This is a genomic window from Agrilactobacillus yilanensis (assembly GCF_003946725.1).
In the GTDB taxonomy this organism is placed as follows: Bacteria; Bacillota; Bacilli; order Lactobacillales; family Lactobacillaceae; genus Agrilactobacillus; species Agrilactobacillus yilanensis.
Window position 1 is genome coordinate 23,360 of sequence record NZ_RHOY01000001.1, and the last position, 17,758, is coordinate 41,117.

Here is a 17,758-nt window from a genome sequence, read left to right on the forward strand (position 1 = left end):
CGACTGATATATAAAGGACGAAATTTCGTGAAACCACCTTTTCTTCATGACAGCTTTACAACTGTCACCTCATCAAGTACGCACTATAATTGTGGATACTCTAGCGCGATAATGGGCGCCCCCATTGTAATTTATCCATCGGCTTCACTACAAAACTCGAAGATGATTTTCATCATTTGTTTTAACGCTTCCTCACACCTTACGAAGCTCGCTTAGAAAAAACTAATCATTACTCTTTCTTCTCACAGTATTTTTTAATTTATTTGCAATTGATTGTCATTATATTAATGCTAATAACCGGTTTTGTCAACAGTTTAAATTTAACTTTTTTTGATTTAAAAATGTCAATTCACTCATAATACAGTAACTGAAATTCATTTTTAACCAAATTATGCTATGATGGGCATAATCTAAAATAAGGGTGACTTTCAATGATTAACATTTTATACATTTCTATTTCCGGTAATACCCGCAACTTCGTCCGCAATCTTCAGAATTACGCACAGCAGCAACATGACCAAGACAATCAACAGCCGCTCATTCAATTGAAAGAAATTAGTGATGCCACACCTGAAGCTGTTGAAACTGAAACTTATTTTGCTTTTGTCCCAACTTACCTTGAAGGCGGCAACGGGACAGATAATGGCACCCAAGAAATTATGACGGATGCTTTACGAGAATACTTAGAAGTCGGTACAAATGCGCAATACTGCTTGGGCGTTATTGGTTCAGGTAATAAAAATTTCAATAATCAATACTGTTTAACAGCTAAGCAATATGCTGCAGAATTTAATGTACCCTTCCTAGCAGATTACGAGCTTCGCGGTACGAACCAAGATGTTCAACGAATTTATGAAGTACTAAAACAAAATAATCATTAAAAAAATACAGCTGGGCCAAATTAACTTTGACTTAGCTGTATTTTTTATGGCTTTAGTTACGCTCTATTTTAACGAGAGACTTTGTAGTTTCTGAGCAACTTGTTGTGCCATTTGTTTCTTAGCTTGAGTTTGAATTTCTTTAACCAGTGCCTTTTGTTCTGTGGCGGTCAGATTTGGATTTTGAGCTTTGGCTTGAGCTACGCCGGTTTCAACAGCTTGAGTAATTTGAGCTTTAGCCGTTTTTTCGGTTGATTTGGCTTGCTTTTGCAATTTTGCAACTTGATCTGTACTTAAAGCAACCCAACTTTCAGGTATGTTAAATGTATTGACATACTTTTTCACCCGGTTATTGCCATTGATACCTGCAAATAATAGTTTATAAAAATTATTTTTATAGATATACTTGTAAGTTTTTGTTTCTAACGTTGGATGTGCTACTTTGTTACTACGAACTAATTTATTCGTTGTATCAATATCCGCTTTTGTTGTAGAAACTTTCTTTTGCTTTGCGCTGGTCTTATAAATATAAACCTTCTCTTTACCATTACCTAATGCTTTGTAAAGTACGGTGTTAGTCCCTTGAATATTGGTCGCTGCACTTAATGGCTTTTCACTTGTTGTGCTGACTTCTTTCATGCCCCAGTAGGCAACGTCATTAACTGTTAACATCAATAAGCTGCCGAGAATGACGACTAAAGATAAGCCCACTAAACTATATTTTGCAACACTCCGATTCATACCAATTGTAAAGATTGAGAATAAAAGGACACCTAAGATTAATAGAAAAATAATCATTATCTTTGTACCTCCTCTTTACTATCTGTATTCTTCAAGAAGAAGCTGACAATTAAGCCGATTACACAAAAGATAACGGCTACTAAAAACGCTGCTCGATAACCACTTAACACTGAAGTTAAGGCGTTATCTTTATATTGTAGCGGTGCGGTTTTTAGCAGATGTTTACCAGGCATTTGTGCGTTAGTTACATTGGAAAGTATACTGATTAAAATAGCCGTCCCTACAGAACTGGCAACTTGCCGAGTGGTATTATTCACCGCGGTCCCGTGACTAATCAGATCAAAGGACAAGGCATTCATCCCGGCGGTTGTCACAGGCATCATAACCATAGAAATCCCGAACAGTCGAACGGCATATAAAATGACGACTTCAGCTAGCGGTGTATCTTTTGTAATAAAGGCAAACGATAACGTCCCAAGGGTCAACAAAGTCATCCCGGTAATGGCTAAGCGTTTTGCGCCGATGCGGTCAAATAGCTGTCCAGTAATTGGACTCATAATACCCATCATTAATGCCCCGGGTAATAATGTTAATCCAGAATGAAAAGCACTTTCGCCCCGAACTGTCTGCAAGTATAATGGTAAAACCATTTCTACACCAACCATTGCCATATTTACAACAGAGCTCAAGATTGCAGAAACTGTGAACGTATGATTCGTAAATACGCGTAATTCTAGGAATGGATGTTCCAAATGCAATTGTCGTCTACCAAATAAGAAGATGAAAACCACACCAATTACGAGCAATCCTAAAACAAGCGGACTGCCCCAGCCTTTATCCCCAACTTCAGAAAAGCCATACAAAAGGCTCCCAAAACCGATGGTAGATAAAATAACTGACAAAACGTCCAAATCTGGCTTAGAAGTTCTTAATACTTTACGCATGAAGAAAAATGAGGCAATAATCACTAATCCAGCAATCGGTAAAATCATACCGAATAATGCACGCCAGTCGTAATTATCAATTACCCAACCAGATAAAGTTGGACCAATTGCAGGTGCTAACCCGATGGCTAAACCGGCCATCCCCATAGCTGCGCCCCGTTTTTCTGGTGGAAAAATGGAGAGCGAAATCGTCTGCATCAATGGCATAGACAGACCAACCCCCACGGCTTCAATTAAACGGCCGATTAGAAGTACAGAAAAATTCGGTGCGATAAAACAAATCAGAGTGCCTATAAAGAAAACACCCATTGCGCCAATATACAGATACTTCGAATTAAAACGATTAATCAAAAACGCACTGATTGGAATCATAATCCCATTAACAAGTAGAAAACCCGTGGTCAACCATTGTACGGTGGACGTAGAAATATCAAAAGTTTTCATCAATGTTGGATAAGCGGTCGCCAATAAGGTTTGTGTCAACACCGTCGTAAATGTCCCTACAATGACAGTTACTAATAACAATGTGCGATTATACGGTGTACCATTGACATCCGTTGTTTGTGTATTTGTCATTACTTCTTGCCTTCTTTTATAAAAATTCTGTTGGTTAATATAAACCTTTCAGAAAACTTTGTCAACCAAATTGACAAATAAAATAATTTAATTAACAAATATCTCAATTAAGTTGACATCAATGATAAATATAATATAATAAACCTATTTATCAAAAGAGAGGACCTGAAGTTCATGTCTGAGTCACCCCAACATTTTCCCTTTCTTAAAACAGACCGATTAATTTTTGGTATTAGTGAAACCAGCAGAATGACTGATGTTTCTACACGACAATTACGTTATTGGGAAAAACGTGGTTATATTAAATCATTAGAAAAAAAAGACGGTGAAAGCCGAAAATACAACTTTAAAACTATCATTGCGATCATGTCGATCAAACATTTTTTAGATGAAGGTTATACTTTACAAGCCGCCACCTCAAAAGTCTCTGAAATCCTTCATGAAGTAATTGCTTTGAAAAAATTTATGACCGCCCGCTTTGAAGGCTTTACAGAAGTTGACGGCCTACCTGCAATAGATCTAGGCCCACTAGCAGAAGAACCTGACAAACACGCCTATGGCCTATTTGTCGGTGATAAAACTGAAATAGTGATTAAATAACAGAGCGGGAACTAGAGCGGGAAAGCCTCGAGCACTAACCTAGAATCTTGCAGAGTGTCGTCAGACACACAAGAGATTCGTAGTTAGGTGAGAGCTTTGCTCTAGTGAACGCGTTTAAGCATCAGAGCGTGACAAAAGACGGGTTGATTTTGAGCATAGCCTAGACTAACGCCGTGAGCGGTTTTCGCTTACAAGTTAGACGTAGTTAAGCGCAAAAATCAGTCTTTTGGAACGCGTTTACGAACCAGAGCGTGAACCAACACGGGTGATTTCACAATATAACCTAGACTTGGCAGGTAGTCGCTTGCGACTGGCAACAAAGCGTAGTTATATGTAGAAATCAGTGTTGGTGAACGCGTTTAAGCATCAGAGCGTAACAAAAGACGGGTTGATTTTGAGCATAGCCTAGACTAACGCCGTGAGCGGTTTTCGCTTACAAGTTAGACGTAGCTAAGCGCAAAAATCAGTCTTTTGGAACGCGTTTTAGAACCAGAGCGTGAATCAACACGAGTGATTTCACAATATAACCTAGACTTGGCAGGTAGTCGCTTGCGACTAGCAACAAAGCGTAGTTATATGTAGAAATCAGTGTTGGTGAACGCGTTTAAAAACCAGAGCGTAACAAAAGACGGGTTGATTTTGAGCATGGCCTAGACTAACGCCGTGAGCGGTTTTCGCTTACAAGTTAGACGTAGCTAAGCGCAAAAATCAGTCTTTTGGAACGCGTTTTAGAACCAGAGCGTGAACCAACACGAGTGATTTCGCAGTATAACCTAGACTTGGCAGGTAGTCGCTTGCGACTGACAACAAGGCGTAGTTATATGTAGAAATCAGTGTTGGTGAACGCGTTTAAAACCCAGAGCGACAAATCTACAAAGTCAAAAAAAGTTAAGTCGAAACAAAGAGTTTCGGCTTAACTTCTTTTTGTAAAAATCATTTAAACTTGATTGCTTTTATTCACTGACCAAATAGTCAGCTACAACCTTAGTCAACCAGTAAGGTAAGATCTTAGTTAATTCAGCATAAGTTCTAGCAAAATCATTCGTATACCAAGGATCTTCAATTTCAAAAGTTTGATTATCCGGTAAAACTTCTGCCGCTAGATGAACTTTTGCTTTTGTCGTTTCATCAGGGGCAAGTCGCCGTAATGTGTTGACATTTTGAAAATCCATTCCAATAATCCAATCCGCATTTTGAAAATCTTCTGCGGTGATTTTTCTAGACAGATGATGGCCAACAGGTATCTGGTGATCTTTTAATTCCTTAGCGGCCCCTAAATGTATAGGATTGCCCGCTTCATAGCTGCAGGTGGCCACAGAAGATACTTGAATCTCACTTTCTAATTGATGGTCTTTAACAAGCTGTTTAAAAATCATTTCCGCCATTGGTGAGCGGCAAATATTACCTAAACAGACAAACAATACACGTTGCATTTTTAATTGATGCTCCTTTAACTTTTTAACCGTTTTTTTATCAAAAGAATGATACCATAATAACCCTTGAAAAAAACTATTTTTATGGTTAGAAATTACTTTCTAATCTTTAATATTGCCGTAAAATTTGCGTGATCGTTGCTTGATAAGTGGTACCAAACAACAAAGTGTGAATCATTAAATAGTACAAACGATAAAATTCCATCCGTGCATTGGCACCTTTTTCCAAAGGATAAGCATCATTATAACCTTTATAAAAACGCTCATTATAACCGCCAAAAACACCAGTCAATGCAATATCAAATTCCCGATCACCATACCAAATTGACGGATCCACCAAATAAGGTGTGCCATCCTTTGCAAACATATAATTACCAGCCCATAAATCCCCATGCAGTAAGGATGGTTTTGGAGTATAGTCCGCAAACAATGTTTTAAATACCGCCAAGCCACGATCTAAAGGTGCCTGCCAGGACGCTAAAAACAGATTATGTTGTTTTAAGTGATCTACTAATGGGTTTAACCGCGTGTTCAAAAAGAAATCTGTCCAACAATCTGACCAGTCATTTTTGATTTCAAACTGACCGCACTTACCACAACGAAACGCTGATTTATAGCCAAATTTATGTGCCGGATTATACTGTTCATGCATCTGTGCGACCATCTGACCTAGCTGATACTGATCACCGCTACCAGCATCAATATAGGTCGTTAATAAATAAGCATCCCCTTCAATTTCGCCAGTGGCAATAACCCGGGGTGTCATAATAATTTTGCTTAAAACCTCTAGACCATCTACCTCATGTTCAAAAAAAGTAACCGGTTGATTCGGATGTACTAACAAGAAGAAATCATCATCTTCTGTTTGCAAATGAAAAGCCCTATTAATGTCACCACCTAGGACTTTTTTGTAATTAATCACTGTTGGAATTGGTAATTGTTGTAACCATTGTTCATTCAAAATAAATAGCTCCCTTCATACATTGATAGTCAAATTGTACCGAATTTTGCATGAATCATTGTTCTAAGTTAGTAAACATTGTATACTCTAATTCAAAAAGATTGAAGTGATTTTCATGCAGATCCGTAATGGCTATAACCTAACGCGTGTCAAGGTTCAGCAAAGCATGGCTGAGCTGATTGATGATGGTTATCAACAGAGTAAATTGGTACCTTATAGTGAATTGGGCTACTTTAAAGTACAACAAAGAGATAGTCAACAAATCATGAAAAATATTCACAATATGTTACTACCAGAACTCATCCCACTACGTAATGCGCGTATGGCGGTTAATGAGTTTGCTTTTTTCCGTGGCAGTGTGGAGCTGATGGATCATGATTTAGTTCGTGGCTATAATAGCGGGATTCCAGCTATTATTTGCGGGGATGCCCACATTGGAAACTTCGGATTTTTTGCGTCTCCCGAACGACAGCTGCTATTTGATTTGAACGATTTTGACGAAGCTGGCATTAATTATTGGGAATGGGACTTAAAACGGTTATTAGTCAGTATTTTATTGGCTGGTAAAAATAACCAGTTCGAATCTGAAAAAATAATTAAGTTATTGAGAAAAGTTAGCAAAACTTACCGTAAAGGTCTAACTGCAGCTTACGATCAAACTGCCTTAACCCGTTTTTATCCTAAAAACAGTGTGGCACAAATGATGGCTTTTGTTGATGATGAGACGAACAAAAATCTCTTGGATCATATCATTGCTAAGGCACAAAACCGAAATTCTGAACAAGTTGTTAAAAAATACACAACTACCGATACTTATGGTCAGTTGCAATTTAAAGAAAATCCGCCCCGTTCGACACATCCCAATAAAGCCATTAGCAAGCGGATTGTTAAAGCTTTCGGTGACTATCGTCAAACAGTACGGACCGATGTCGCATTATTACTATCCCAATATCATATTACCGACATTATTCGTCATAGCGTTGGTGTCGGCAGTTTTGGCTCTTTATGCTACTTAATTTTGCTAACTAACAATGATGGCAGCCACTTAGTACTGCAGGTTAAAGAAGCGCTGCCAACTCGTAAACGCCGTAATGAAGACCATAAAGCTTTAACACTCCAAATCGAAGCCAACGAAGGTCAGCGGATTATCGACTGTCAAAAAATTTTGCAGTCCGCTTCCGATCCATTCTTGGGCTATTTTCAAGCCAATGAAAAGAACTTCTACGTTCGTCAATTCCGGGATATGAAAGAATCCATTGATTTAACAAAATTAACTTGGCCGCAATTTAAATCCTATGTGAAAATTTGTGCTCTAATCTTAGCCAATGCACACAGTCAAAGTCCCCGCGGTGCCACAATTTTAGGTTACGTTCATGATGGTAAAAATTTTGATCTAGCTGTCAGTCAGTGGGCCCAAGCATATAGTGCACAAGTGCATCTAGATTATCAGCAATTTGTTAAACCATGAATAATAGTACCTTACAATCAGTCTATCATAGTTCGTTTTTTTGCTATGATTCACTAAGTTCAATAAAAATTTGTTCAAAGTGCTGCATTAGACCAATAAATAGATCTCAATAATATATTTATAACTACTTTATCATTTCTTAAACTTTTCTTTGATTTTTTATAATGTTTTTGGCAGATACTGAAAGTGTTAATAATCTCATGATTATTGATACCATTTGCCCACATAGCGGAAAATATGTGGGCTTTTTTTATGTGAAATAATAAGAGAAGTCTAATCTTATTCCAATCTAAGCTTTAATATTATTGACAATAAGTTAGTGGAATGGTAATTTTTATTTGATCTAACTATTTTTATTTTATATAAGAGGGAAGAAAAATGAAAAAACATTTTAAGATTTTGTCTGCAGTTGTTGCCGTTTTGGGTCTAAGTATGGCATTAACAGCATGTGGGAATAGTTCAAAAAGTTCTAAGTCTAGTGACTATAAATCCGAATTAAAAGATTCTAAGACTTTGACCATTGGTTTGGAAGGTACTTTTGCGCCTTACTCTTACCGTGAAGATGGTAAGTTAACTGGCTTTGAAGTTGATCTTGGTAAGGCCGTTGCTAAAAAACTAGATGTTAAGGCTAAATTTGTGCCTACAAAATGGGATTCTTTAATCGCTGGTTTAGGTAGTAAAAAGTTTGATGCTGTTTTGAATAATATTACCGTTACGAAGGCTCGGAAAAAACAATATATTTTTTCAACGCCATATATCTATTCTCGCAGTGTCTTAATTACTAAAGATGATAATACAACAATTACTAATGTTAAGGATATCAAAGGTAAAAAGATGGCTGAAGGTACTGGGACAGAAAATGAAAAAACAGCCACTAAATTTGGGGCTACCATTGTACCTTCTAACGCTTTTGAAAACTCACTTGCTTTAGTCCGCCAAGGTCGTGCAGATGGGACCATTAATTCCAGAGAATCTTTTTTAACTTATCAAAAAGATAACGGGACAGATGATCTGAAATATAAGTTGATTCCTGAAAGCCAAGTACCTGCTTCTAAAGTTTCCGTAATGTTTAATAAACAATCACCAGCATTGCAAAAGAAGGTCAATAAGGCTTTGAAAGAACTAAAAGATGATGGTACTTTAGCTAAATTATCTAAAGAATATTTCGGTGGCGATATTACCAAAGACTAATATTTGATCGTCATTTATCCTAGAAGGCTGGTCCCTAAATTAAGTTTTGAACCAGTCTTCTTTATTTTTAAGGAGGTTTTCGCTTTTGTTACATACAATTGTAACGTCTGTTCCTGAATTGTTAAAAGCCGGGATACAATACACCATTCCTTTGGCTTTAATCTCATTTTTCTTTGGGCTCATTTTAGCAGTATTAACTGCAGTTGTTAAACTCATGCCTAAGCCTGGGCATAAATTACCGAAACTAGGCTGGCGCATCTTACAGGCTATTTTTGCGTTTTATGTTTGGCTATTCCGTTCAACGCCATTATTAGTGCAGTTATTTATTATTTTCTTTGGGTTACCTAATGCAGGTATCGAATTACCAGCTTTCTTAGCAGCGGTTGTAACTTTCTCATTAAATACTGGTGCGTACGCTTCTGAAACCATTCGGGCTTCAATCAGCTCTATTCCAAATGATCAGTGGGAAGCTGCTTATACACTAGGTATGAAGCGCCCCCAAATTTTAATGCGCATTATTTTCCCTCAAGCGATGCGTATTGCCATCCCGCCTTTATCTAATTCCTTTATTGGTTTAGTGAAAGATACGTCTTTGGCAAGTTCGATCACTATTTTGGAAATGTTCACTGTCAGTCAGCAAATCACCGCTAAAAACTATGAACCGCTCTTGATGTATACCATCGTAGCGGCTATTTATGCGATATTCTGTTCGGTATTAACCTATCTACAACACTATTTAGAAAAACGGACGTCTAAGTATTTATCTAAGGACGGTGCTCACCATTGATTACATTAGAACACGTTGATAAAAAATACATTGAACATCATGCGCTCAAAGATGTTTCCCTTGATTTCCCTAAAAATGAAACGACCGTCATTATTGGCCCTTCCGGTTCTGGAAAATCCACCTTATTACGGGCAATCAATTTATTAGAGTTACCGGAAAAAGGACATCTCAAATTTGATGATCTGGATATCGATTTCAGCCAACCAATCAGCAGTAAACAGCAGTTTCAATTACGACGCAAATCAGGGATGGTTTTTCAAAATTGGAATTTATTCCCCCATTTGACCGTTTTGCAAAATATCACTGAGGGCCCCCGTGCCGTTTTAAAACAATCTAAAACCGTCGCAGAAAACGCTGCTAAAAAACTACTGGAACTCGTGGGCCTACCAGATACAGCGAATCGTTATCCGAATCAACTATCCGGCGGTCAACAACAGCGTATTTCTATTTGCCGGGCATTAGCAATGCAGCCAGAATACTTATTGCTGGATGAACCTACTAGCGCCTTAGATCCAGAATTAGAAATTCAAGTTCTCAGAGTTTTAAAAGACTTAGCTGCTCAAAAACAATCGATGATTGTCGTCACGCATAATATGGAATTTGCCCGATTAGTTGCGGATCGAATTGTCTTTTTTGAAGACGGTCAAGCAATTTACAACGGTGCTTCCAAGGCATTTTTTGATCATCCCGAAGGTCGAATCAAAGCCTTCTTAGAAGCAATTTCTTTGGAATCAGACGAAGCTGCTGATTCAAATTTGAGCTAAATACGTATTTATAAATATACTCAATAAAGGCACCCTTAAAGTTTTAATACAACTTTGAGGATGCCTTTATTTTTTAAAATTCTAGATTAATTTAAAATGGCTGCCAACGACTGTGAGCCGTTCACCAGATCATAGGCTTGTCTAATCGTACTTGGTGTGCCTAAAACAGCGGTGATGAACGTGGCGACGTCTTCTCTCGTAATCGTTTGCCCTAGCCCAATACCAGGTTCTGACAAGAAACGATTTGTGGCTGTTTCATTCGTTAAAATACCTGGTCGGATAATAGTATAATCTAAGCCGAGTTTTTTAATTTCTTGATCCGCATAGTACTTAGCGGCCATATATGGGCGAATTTGTTGGCCCCAAGTTGCTCGAGTATTGCTGGCGCCAGAACTAACAATTACAAAACGCTTAACACCAGCCATTTTAGCAGCTTCCGCAGCTTTGACTGCCCCGTCCAGATCAATCAATAATGTCATATCATAACCTGTGGCGCCACCGGAACCAGCCGCAAATACAACGGCATCCATTTTTTCTAAACTCGTGGCTAACCCTTGCGTTGTCCCAAGTAAATCAATTAACACTGGCGTGGCTCCGGCTGCTTTAACTTCAGCAGCTTGTGCCTCATCTCGGATACCGGCGTACACTTGATAGCCAGTTTGATTTAATTTAGGTAATAATAATGTGCCAATCTTACCGTGGGCACCAATTACAAATACATTCATCAAAAAACCTCCTTATCGCTTAGCTCAAAGACCCTAAGCTTAAATCAATCCATTGATTGTTACCAACTAAGCCCCAAGTCACACCATTATAAGTTTGAACATCATTAATCTTCCATGCCGTGCCTGCTGCTAATAGATCCCCATTCAAAGAACCGCCAGAAGTCATAGGCCCGTCATAAACCGGTGCAATCTCAGTCAACGTAATGACTTTTGCATTATCAGCAGTGACCGTATTGTCAGTATTTGTTTCACCAGTAACAGAAATCGCATTTGTATCCGTCACATTTGCTGAACTAATCCACTGATCTTTACCAACTCGATACCAAAGTACACCGTCCACTGTTTGTGCGCCGCTAACAGCCCATTGTGTCCCAGTACCTAATGTTTTTGTGATATTACCGTTATTCGGTGCCGTGTAAACGCCAGCGCCATTTGCATTAATTGTTGCAACACCAGAAGCATTGCCAGTGTTTGTATTATTGCTTTCAGTACCGCCCTGTTTAATCCATTGATTACCACCAACTTCATACCAAGTGGCGCCATTAGCTGCTGCTTGCGTTTGGAAATAAGCCCAGCTTGTATTTGCAGCTAAAGTTTGTCCAGTTTCGCTACCATCAACTTGATTATAAACGGGTGTTGCACTAGCAACTGTAATCACTTTTTTAGCGGTATCTACAGTTGTCGTATTATTAGTAACTTCTGAAACATCTAAAACATAATCATTCAACCAAACATTGGTCCCAATTTGGTACCAGTTTCCACGACCGGAAACTGCCACTGTTTTAGTGATTTTCCATTGGCTACCGACTGCATAAGTAGGATCACTGATTGTATCGCCAGCTGGTGCGCTGTAACCATAAACATTACTTGTGCCATTAGGATTTTTAACGGTCCCGATTTTAGTTGTGCTCGTTGTGTTATCTGTAGTTGTCGTTGTATCCGTATTCGTTGTTGTATTCGTATCCGTGTCTGGATCTGTTGTGCTTGTCACTTGGAACATATAATTATTGATCCAAACATCCTTGCCTAATTCATACCAAGTGCCATGACCGCTAACTTGAACAATTTGACCAATCTTCCAACTTGTGCCGTTGCCCAACGTCCGATTTGTAATGACATTACCATTAGGTGCATCGTACACATAAACCGCGCTATCGCTATCCGGGTTGACAATCTTCCCAACGCCTGCTGCTTGAGCCTGAGAACTATATTGACCAGCTAAGCCTAGACTTGCTAATGCCACGGCTGAAAAAGCAACCATTTTTAAAAGTTTATTCTGTTTCAAAAAAATGCCTCCTATATGATCTAGTTACCTCTATCATAAGCGTGTCCAACAATTTTCGAACCATTTTAAGGATAACTTTACGCAAAATTAAATAATTCATCTGACAAATTTAGAGTTATTATAAATATATATAATCGCTTAATTAATTCGTAGATTGGAGTCTTTTTATGCTTACTAAGCCTTATCGTTATACAGATAATACGTTTCATATAGATAAAGCCCCGACCAAAGTACCGGCAGATTTTACAGATGATAAAGCTGCGATTAAAACCCAAATTGCTGAAAATATCGCACAACTCGTACAATATCAAAAACAACTCTACGCCCAAAAGCGTTATGGCATTTTAATTTTGTTCCAAGCAATGGATGCAGCTGGTAAAGATAGTATGATTAGCCATATTTTATCAGGGGTTAATCCAGCAGGGTTCAAAGTTGCTAACTTTAAACAACCTTCTAACGAATCATTAAGTCATGACTATTTATGGCGTATCAATCTAGCCCTGCCTCAGCGTGGGGATATTGGCATTTTTAATCGCTCTTATTATGAAGATGTCTTAATTTCTAAAGTCCATCCCGAAATTTTATTACCCGCTAACTTACCAACCATTCAAACAACAGCGGATGTTTCCCAGCGCTTATTCACGCAACGTTATCAAGATATTCGGCATTATGAAGATTATTTAGGCCATAATGGCTTTGTTATCTTAAAATTCTTTTTACATATATCTAAAGAAGAACAGAAGTATCGCTTTGAAGACCGGATTAATACCCCAGATAAAAACTGGAAATTCTCCAAGGCAGATATTCAAGAACGTCAATACTGGACACAATACCAACAAGCTTACCAGACAGCGATCAATCAAACAGCCACCAAACTCAATCCTTGGTATGTCGTGCCTTCAGATAATAAATGGTATTCCCGTTTGATTGTTTCCAATATCATCAATCAACGTCTGGCACAACTGCCACTGGCTTATCCTAAAGTGACAGAAGCTCAAAAAGCCCAGCTATTTGATGCACTCACTGAATTAAATAAAAACAATTAGGGTTTCCCCTTGATTTTTAAATTATTCCTTGCTATATTATAGTCAAGGATTTCTACGAGGCGATCCTTTTAACTTTATGATTTGATGCTGCCGTATGTTTAGATATTTAAAAGAATTTCACCTTCTGATTTAAAATTCACTTCTGAAACCCTTTGGTTAATGTCTAACGAACAGCTGATGATAACGGTGCGTCTAAATCATTAATAATAATTAAAACGTTGCGTACGCACGTTTATATAAAAAAGCTGATGGCAATTTCTTCGTTGCCATCAGCTTTTTAGCTATTCAGATTTAACAATACCGTGTTCCATTAAATCCATGAAATGCTCAATTTTAGTCACCAATTCGGTCATATCTTCCATTGTCTGCACTTCAGGATGTGCCACCATATAATGTTGCACCCAAGTCATGATCTGAGCCATAAACAGTTCCACATAACTTTGTATTTCTTCAGGCGCAATGTCTGATCTTAAATTCAGTCGCTTAATAACGGGTTGAATTAACTTTTTAATATTTTGATCACTGAATTGCGTAAACATCTGTTGTACCTCTGTCTGCAATGCTTCAGGTGCCGTTGCCCCTTGGCGGTAGACGGCTAACAATAACGCAAACTCATCTGGATACTCATGGGACAAGGCGATTTTGTATTGCGTTGCCCGAATGATCAAAGTTCTTAAATCTGGTGCATCGGTCCAGACGGTAAAATCCGCGATTTCTTGCAGCCGTTGAATGGCAAATCTAACCGCTTGTATATAAAGCTTTTTTTTACTTTCAAAATAACGAAACACAGAACCCTTAGAGACTTCAGCCGCATCCGCAATCGTTTGTGTATTGGCTTTAAAATAGCCTTTTTTAGCGAATTCATGGGTTGCAGCTGCTAAAATAGCTTGTTCTTTTTCAGGATCCCGGGACTGTCTTTTTGACATTTAAACTCATTCCTTAATTAGTTTTTAAATCCCGCCGGCAATAGCCCCAGCAGCCAATCAGCACAAGTGCCACTGCACAAAGGCCCACCAACCACATTTGACTTGTGTTCACGGTATCTACAGGTACACGATGTACCCAATAAAAAGGCGAAAGATTCATGGCCCATTTTGGCAATGACATAATTTTACCAAAGTAAGAAATCATAAAGCTCATTGCTAATAGCAACCAAACAAAATTACGTCCCCTTGGTAAAATACCGATTAATGCCGCATTCAAACCAATGAATAATAAAGCAATCGGCCACACCGCACTAAAAACGTCTCTGAAATAATGAAATGCCAGTGGCTGCGTTAATACCGCATTACCTGCAAATTGTGCACCCAATAAAGCGGCGATTAAAGCTAAGGTCATTAACAAAACGCCATAACCTACATACACAAAATAAAGATAAGGTCGTGCAACCGCTCTTGTCTGGACCAATTCTAAAAAGCCCTTTCTTTCATCATTATACAAGTGATTTAAAACCATGACACCTGCAATTATAGCTAATAATGAAAAAATCATTCCTAAAATACCTAAAAAACTCAATAATTGCAGTTTTTCCAAATGATGCACGCCGCCGCTGCCTAGAATTTGACGGATAATTGGGGAGGTATTTACTAACTTCCCTACGGAATCAAATACAGCACCATAAGTTGCACCCAAAACACCTAGACCGATAATCCAAATAATTGTACTCGTTCGTTGTAAATACCATAATAAGGTTAAAGGCCCCCGTAAAAAGCGACTGCGCCGATGACCAGATCGCGCTTGCAGCAACCCGGCATTTAAATCACGTTTTTCGTTTAATGCTAAGGCCAGGCCAAAAGTAGCTAGTCCCAACAATAACAATAAGAAAACCGGTAGCCAATTATTGTGCGTGTAAACTTGTGTTTTTTCAATCCAGCCCAGTGGTGATAACCAAGTATAAGTCGCATCTTTTAAATCAGTCATCATTCGAACTAAATAAGTCAGTCCAAAAAATAAATAACTATAAATATTGGCCGTGTGACTGTCCGCAACTAACTGCGCAAAAACGAGCGCAATCATCCCAAAAGCCCAGCCCACTATGCCTAAAATTACAGCTAATAGCCAGTTTCCACTTGCATTATTACCTGACATATCCGCAATAACCAAACCGCCACCAGTGATTACCATAAATAATAGATTAATCACAGCTAATTCTAAGGCTGTCGCTGCTAACGGCGCAAAACGGCCCACAGGATAACCCCCTAATAATAGTTCGGTAATCCCATTTTCTTCGGTTTGACGACTGGAACCAATCGCAATCGAAAAATTGCAAATAATCATTAAAATTGCCCAAAAAACTAACATTTCTGCTGCAAAAATATTGGCCGTTGTTAAGTGTCCTTTAGGCATTAACCCAAATAAAGCAATCATTGCTGGTGACTTTAGTGTGTCACTGATTGTTTTAATCTGACTTGGGGTCCCATAAATGGCCTCAAACTTGGCAGCAACGATGACAAAAATACCTGCCGCTGCAATCAGCCAGATTAAAATGCGCAGCCAATCTTTCTTTAAATTAATTTTTAACCATTGACTTGTTCCTGCAAATAACATGTTATCTCACCTCGTCTTGCGTTGTTTCCGTACCATAATAACGCAAAAATAAATCTTCCAAAGTTGGGGGTGTGACTTTTAAGCTTTGAATTCGATGCGCACCTAGATAAGTCATTAAATCTTGCATCACTTCACTGTCCACACTAAACGCCGCCTGCCGATAATGTTCATCTTTGAATTTCACTTGATGAACGCCGGTTTGTTGTTTTAGATCCACTAGCGACATTTCAGTTGTAACGGCTACTTGACTTCTCGTTAAGTGCTGCATTTCTAATAATGATCCCGATTCAATGATTTCGCCAGCACGAATAATCGCGATTTTATCACCCATTTTTTCAACTTCAGATAAAATATGGCTCGACAATAAGACACTCTTACCTTGTGCTTTTAAATCGGCAACTTGTTCTTGAAAAATCACTTCATTGAGCGGATCTAAGCCTGAAGTTGGTTCATCGAAAATATATAATGGTACATCCGCAGATAATGCCGCAATTAAAGCAACTTTCTGGCGATTACCCTTTGAATAAGTCCGATTTTTTTTAGAAGTATCCAGTGCAAATAGTTTAATTAAAGCATCGGTTTTAGCATTATGTGTTTGTTTTGCCAGCTTTAACAATAAATCAATCGTTTGCCCCCCTGTCAAGTTGGGCCATAAATAAACATCCCCAGGGACATAGGCCAATTGTTGGTGGATCTTAACGGCAGACTGCCAAGCATCTTCACCAAATACACGTACCTCACCTGAACTTGCTTTAATTAAGCCTAAAATTGTACGAATTGTTGTCGATTTTCCGGCGCCATTAGGACCGATGAAGCCCAATACTTCCCCCGGTTTTAAAGTTAGATCTATTCGTTTTAAAGCTTGAACTTTACCAAAATTTTTTTGTAAACCACGTACTTCTAAAATATTTGATTGATTCATTTTGATAACCCCATTTCTACGCTGAAACTTTTTTAATTTCTAATTCGCCTTAATTATAACTATAATGACCGGAAAGTCAATAACCAACTAGTCATTAATTAAAAAAGGTCGCTAACCCCTGATGACACAAGGAAAAAGGCGCATCAAAAATGCACTAAGTCCGTCAAATTAACGGCGCTTAGTGCATTTTAAGTCGGCTGCTTTTTTAGTTATGCATCTGTAAAAAAAGCTAGTGTCATTTATAAAAACAACACTAGCTACTGATTAAACTTTTAAGATTTCTCTGATTTAAAACGCGCTCACTAGAGCAAAGCTCTCACCTAACTACGAATCTTTTGTGTGTCTGTCGACACCCTGCAAGATCCTAGGTTAGTGCTCGAGGCTTTCCCGCTCTAGTTCACGCTCTGGTTCTAAAACGCGTTCCAAGCTACTGACAATTTACATAACTACGCCTTACTCACAAGCCAAGGTCGGGCTTATGTCGTAAGTCTAGGTTATGTGCATTGTCAAACCGTAGCTTGTCACGCTCTGATTTAAACGCGCTCACCAACACTGATTTCTACATATAACTACGTCTTGTTGCTAGTCGCAAGCGACTACCTGCCAAGTCTAGGTTATATTGCGAAATCACCCGTGTTGGTTCACGCTCTTAAAATTTTACATGTTTTCTACGGCAACGACGCTGTAATGTGTATCTGCTAGGGCTGCTTTTAAGTCAGCTTCAGCAACGTCCCCATCAACGATGGCGTTTTTATTTTCAAGACTCACTTCAACATTGTTAACCCCGTTTAAAGCGCTGAATGCTTTCGTAACGTTCTCCACGCAGCCGTCACATTTCATACCTTCGATACTTACTAATTTTTTAGCCATTATCTAAAACTCCTTTGTAG

General features: G+C 38.5%; 17 protein-coding genes and 1 other annotated feature. Of the genes, 7 read left to right on the forward strand and 10 right to left on the reverse strand.

The window, feature by feature from the left end:
* Nucleotides 1-10: 10 nt before the first annotated feature.
* Nucleotides 11-255: a binding site (T-box leader), on the reverse strand.
* Between the two features lie 179 nt (nucleotides 256-434).
* Nucleotides 435-881 carry a class Ib ribonucleoside-diphosphate reductase assembly flavoprotein NrdI gene (gene nrdI, locus EKM93_RS00100; protein ID WP_318530788.1) on the forward strand — a complete coding sequence of 149 codons (447 nt, stop codon included), beginning with the start codon at nucleotides 435-437 and terminating at the stop codon, nucleotides 879-881.
* 63 nt (nucleotides 882-944) lie between these two features.
* Here the strand turns inward: nrdI and EKM93_RS00105 are convergent, their stop codons facing one another.
* Nucleotides 945-1,676, reverse strand: coding sequence for a DUF4811 domain-containing protein (locus EKM93_RS00105; RefSeq protein WP_125711810.1), 732 nt, complete (start codon nucleotides 1,674-1,676; stop codon nucleotides 945-947).
* Entirely contained in the window at nucleotides 1,676-3,139 is a 1,464-nt protein-coding gene (locus EKM93_RS00110) for an MDR family MFS transporter (protein WP_125711812.1), read from the reverse strand. The genes EKM93_RS00105 and EKM93_RS00110 overlap by 1 nt, the downstream gene beginning before the upstream one ends.
* Nucleotides 3,140-3,313: 174 nt before the next feature.
* Here EKM93_RS00110 and EKM93_RS00115 point away from each other — a divergent pair, with 174 nt between their 5' ends.
* On the forward strand, nucleotides 3,314-3,739 hold the full coding sequence (locus EKM93_RS00115; RefSeq protein ID WP_125711814.1) for a MerR family transcriptional regulator: 426 nt from the start codon (nucleotides 3,314-3,316) through the stop codon (nucleotides 3,737-3,739).
* 953 nt (nucleotides 3,740-4,692) lie between these two features.
* Here EKM93_RS00115 and EKM93_RS00120 read toward each other — a convergent pair.
* Together EKM93_RS00120 and EKM93_RS00125 are read right to left on the reverse strand one after the other, a co-directional pair.
* The gene (locus EKM93_RS00120) at nucleotides 4,693-5,172 is read right to left on the reverse strand and encodes a low molecular weight protein-tyrosine-phosphatase (RefSeq protein WP_125711816.1); all 480 of its coding nucleotides are present in this window, start codon (nucleotides 5,170-5,172) and stop codon (nucleotides 4,693-4,695) included.
* Nucleotides 5,173-5,281: 109 nt separating this feature from the next.
* Nucleotides 5,282-6,133, reverse strand: a complete 852-nt coding sequence (locus EKM93_RS00125) for a fructosamine kinase family protein (RefSeq protein WP_164506935.1) — start codon at nucleotides 6,131-6,133, stop codon at nucleotides 5,282-5,284.
* Between the two features lie 115 nt (nucleotides 6,134-6,248).
* Between EKM93_RS00125 and EKM93_RS00130 the strand changes: the two genes are divergently transcribed.
* The 4 genes from EKM93_RS00130 (at nucleotide 6,249) to EKM93_RS00145 (ending at nucleotide 10,343) form a co-directional block, all read left to right on the forward strand.
* Entirely contained in the window at nucleotides 6,249-7,601 is a 1,353-nt protein-coding gene (locus tag EKM93_RS00130; protein ID WP_125711820.1) for a DUF2252 domain-containing protein, read from the forward strand.
* Between the two features lie 378 nt (nucleotides 7,602-7,979).
* Nucleotides 7,980-8,792: a transporter substrate-binding domain-containing protein gene (locus tag EKM93_RS00135; RefSeq protein WP_125711822.1), complete on the forward strand. Its 813-nt coding sequence runs from the start codon at nucleotides 7,980-7,982 to the stop codon at nucleotides 8,790-8,792.
* 85 nt (nucleotides 8,793-8,877) lie between these two features.
* Nucleotides 8,878-9,579 (forward strand): amino acid ABC transporter permease, encoded by a 702-nt coding sequence (locus tag EKM93_RS00140; RefSeq protein WP_125711824.1) that lies wholly within the window; start codon nucleotides 8,878-8,880, stop codon nucleotides 9,577-9,579.
* Nucleotides 9,576-10,343: an amino acid ABC transporter ATP-binding protein gene (locus tag EKM93_RS00145; RefSeq protein WP_125711826.1), complete on the forward strand. Its 768-nt coding sequence runs from the start codon at nucleotides 9,576-9,578 to the stop codon at nucleotides 10,341-10,343. Before EKM93_RS00140 ends, EKM93_RS00145 begins: the two co-directional genes overlap by 4 nt.
* Nucleotides 10,344-10,429: 86 nt before the next feature.
* Here EKM93_RS00145 and EKM93_RS00150 read toward each other — a convergent pair whose 3' ends face one another.
* A complete protein-coding gene (locus EKM93_RS00150) occupies nucleotides 10,430-11,068 on the reverse strand; it encodes an SDR family oxidoreductase (RefSeq protein WP_125711828.1) in 639 nt (212 codons plus the stop codon).
* Between the two features lie 19 nt (nucleotides 11,069-11,087).
* Nucleotides 11,088-12,353 (reverse strand): SLAP domain-containing protein, encoded by a 1,266-nt coding sequence (locus EKM93_RS00155; protein WP_125711830.1) that lies wholly within the window; start codon nucleotides 12,351-12,353, stop codon nucleotides 11,088-11,090.
* Between the two features lie 167 nt (nucleotides 12,354-12,520).
* Here EKM93_RS00155 and EKM93_RS00160 point away from each other — a divergent pair, with 167 nt between their 5' ends.
* Complete coding sequence (locus EKM93_RS00160) at nucleotides 12,521-13,399, forward strand: PPK2 family polyphosphate kinase (RefSeq protein WP_125711832.1); 879 nt, start codon at nucleotides 12,521-12,523, stop codon at nucleotides 13,397-13,399.
* A gap of 281 nt (nucleotides 13,400-13,680) precedes the next feature.
* On the opposite strand, the gene EKM93_RS00165 is transcribed toward EKM93_RS00160, so the two are convergent.
* The 4 genes from EKM93_RS00165 to EKM93_RS00180 form a co-directional block, all read right to left on the reverse strand.
* Nucleotides 13,681-14,325 (reverse strand): TetR/AcrR family transcriptional regulator, encoded by a 645-nt coding sequence (locus EKM93_RS00165; RefSeq protein ID WP_125711834.1) that lies wholly within the window; start codon nucleotides 14,323-14,325, stop codon nucleotides 13,681-13,683.
* A 13-nt stretch (nucleotides 14,326-14,338) separates the two neighbouring features.
* The gene (locus EKM93_RS00170) at nucleotides 14,339-15,946 is read right to left on the reverse strand and encodes an ABC transporter permease (RefSeq protein ID WP_125711836.1); all 1,608 of its coding nucleotides are present in this window, start codon (nucleotides 15,944-15,946) and stop codon (nucleotides 14,339-14,341) included.
* Nucleotide 15,947: 1 nt separating this feature from the next.
* Entirely contained in the window at nucleotides 15,948-16,868 is a 921-nt protein-coding gene (locus EKM93_RS00175; protein ID WP_125711837.1) for an ABC transporter ATP-binding protein, read from the reverse strand.
* 657 nt (nucleotides 16,869-17,525) lie between these two features.
* Nucleotides 17,526-17,738, reverse strand: coding sequence for a heavy-metal-associated domain-containing protein (locus EKM93_RS00180; protein WP_125711839.1), 213 nt, complete (start codon nucleotides 17,736-17,738; stop codon nucleotides 17,526-17,528).
* Between the last annotated feature and the right edge of the window lie 20 nt (nucleotides 17,739-17,758).